2 protein-coding genes are annotated in these 2,292 nt (G+C 45.8%); both read right to left on the bottom strand.

From position 1 onward, the window contains the following. Positions 1-1,105, bottom strand: a 1,105-nt coding sequence (locus tag A3757_RS22070) for an efflux RND transporter permease subunit (RefSeq protein WP_197470220.1), incomplete at its 3' end; no start/stop codon positions are given. 2 nt (positions 1,106-1,107) lie between these two features. Further along, the coding region (locus tag A3757_RS22065) for an efflux RND transporter periplasmic adaptor subunit (RefSeq protein WP_068740305.1) at positions 1,108-2,292 on the bottom strand (1,185 nt) is incomplete at its 5' end.

Raw genomic sequence — 2,292 nt, 5'->3', positions numbered from 1 at the left:
AAAAGGCCACACGACCATTGAGGAATATGAATAGGATGCTGACCACTAGAATCAAGCCGCCTAGGCCGTTTTTGATTAGCAGGTTAATACGGTCCTCAATTAGTACGTAGGCTTCATTATAAGCGTGTAACTGAACAGTTTGAGGGAGTAGGGGCTTTGTGTCAGCCAACCAGTTATTAAGAGTCTCAGCTGCTTTCAAAGTGTCGGAAGACTGGGTGCGAAGAACTCGTAACAAAACAGCAGGCCTGTTTTGATAAAAGACCTCTATTTGATTGTCTTTATTACGTTGTTGCACCACCGCGATGTCTTCGAGCTTAATGGGTTCGGCAGAACTTCCGCTTAGTATGGCTAGCTGTTCAAAGCCACTTTCACTTCTTCGCTGTTCAATGCTTCTAAGTTCTTTGGCTGCTTCACTTTTTCCGCTGGTACCTGCTGGGATATCCTGACTGGCATTGAGTATTTGCTGGCCGAGTTGGGGAAGTGACATTTTTAATGCGCTGATCTGTTTGCTATCAACCTGAATGGCTATCTCTTGAGATGGCAGGCCAATAAACTCGACTTTTGCAACGCCTCTGTCTAGTAGTTCTCTTTCATACTGGTAGGCAAGTGGGCGTAGTTCTTCTAATGTGCCATCCGAAGAAAGAATGATGGTTGCAACGTCCTCATTTAACGAAACTTTTGATACTTCGGGCGTTTCAGAATCAGAGGGAAGGTTTCTTACCAGGTCAACGTATTCTTTAACTTGGTCGAGGGCCAAACCCATATCACTGCCTTCATCATATTCCAGGACGATGACGCCAGCGCTTTGATAAGACGTCGAACGCATTTCTTTCACGTAATCTAGATTGCGCAACTGCTGTTCTAGCGGTGTGACAATCGACTTGGCCACATCTTCTGCACTGGCACCTGGCCAGGTAACGCGGACGATAACGTAGTCGGGTTCGAAGTTTGGTAAGAACTGAGTGTTAAGTTTGATTAGTGATACCGCACCTGCAAGCAGCATAATCAGCATGAGCAGGTTGGCTGCTACTTTATGTTGAGCAAAGCGGCCAATTAAATCTGAGCGGTGATCACCTGGGTTTTGTTCGTGATTTACAATGCTCATTCTTAGCTACGCTCTTTAACTTTTAGACCGGAAATTGCATTGGGGAGTTGGGTTGTTGTGACCTTATCGCCATCGCCTAGATGCTTACTACGAATAATGACTCTGTCTTGAAGAGTCTCTTCATTTGCAGAATTCGTGCTAAGACTTAAAAGCTGTTTTCCTAATACTTCAATATTTAGCGATTGAAGCCGTCCCTCCTCAATACGATAAATTCGATTTGTTCCATAGATTGCCGACACGGGTAGAGTGAATACGTTTGTTAGTGCTGGCATATCAATGCGTAATCGTAATGCTTTGTTTAGAATCAAGTTATGCTCTTCGCTAGCAGGTCTAAATAGAGCATCGACACCGCCATTGCTGAGACTTGCCTGGCCAGATAATCGCAGAAGTTGTAATGGTATTTCTGATTGATGGCTAAGTGCCGTGGCTTGGATGTTGATACCCTGTTGCAGTGCATCACTAATAAGTGCCAGATATTTGTCGGGTACTTGAGCGCGGAGCTCCATATTCTTTCGGTCGTAGAGAGAAACCAGTGCTTGTCCCATTTGTATTCGCTCACCCGGAGCGACCTTAACACTTGTGACAATACCGTCAAAAGGGGCTCTGATCTGAGCGCGCTCAGCATCGATTTCTGCGTCTTTCAGCAAGGTGAGGGCTCGTACTTTTTTAGCTTGAAGCTGCTTTAAACGATTAGGGTGGTCGGCAATATTTAGCTTTCGGGCATTGACGGATAAAGCTTGCTGAGCACGGCTAGACTCGGCACTATCGTAGCGTTCCTGTGCGACCAGGTTAGAAGCTTTTAGTTTTGCCTGACGGGCCAGTGCTTGCTCGGCAATTTCTAGTAATCGTTTTTCTTCAACCAGAGAATCCTGATCGGTTTTAAAGCGTAGCTTCTCTGCATCGATTAGAGCATCTAGCTCATTAATATCAGCTTGCCGCTGTGCCAGGGTAAGTTCGATTTCGCGAGCATCGAGTTGGACCAGTAGGTCGCCCATTTTTACGCTAATTCCTTCTCGCACTGGAACTTGCATTACGTCGGCAGTGATCGCAGCGCTTAATGTTGAGTCGAAAGGCGATTCAACCCGTGCCAATAGTTCGACTTGAGGCTGCGCCTGGGTTTCCTTAAGTATGATGCTTGATACTAGCCATTCCTTTTCTTTGGTTTCTTTTTTGGGTGGTTTGGGCTT

This window comes from Oleiphilus sp. HI0117, from assembly GCF_001635235.1.
This window is presented reverse-complemented; position numbering and strand designations above follow the sequence as displayed.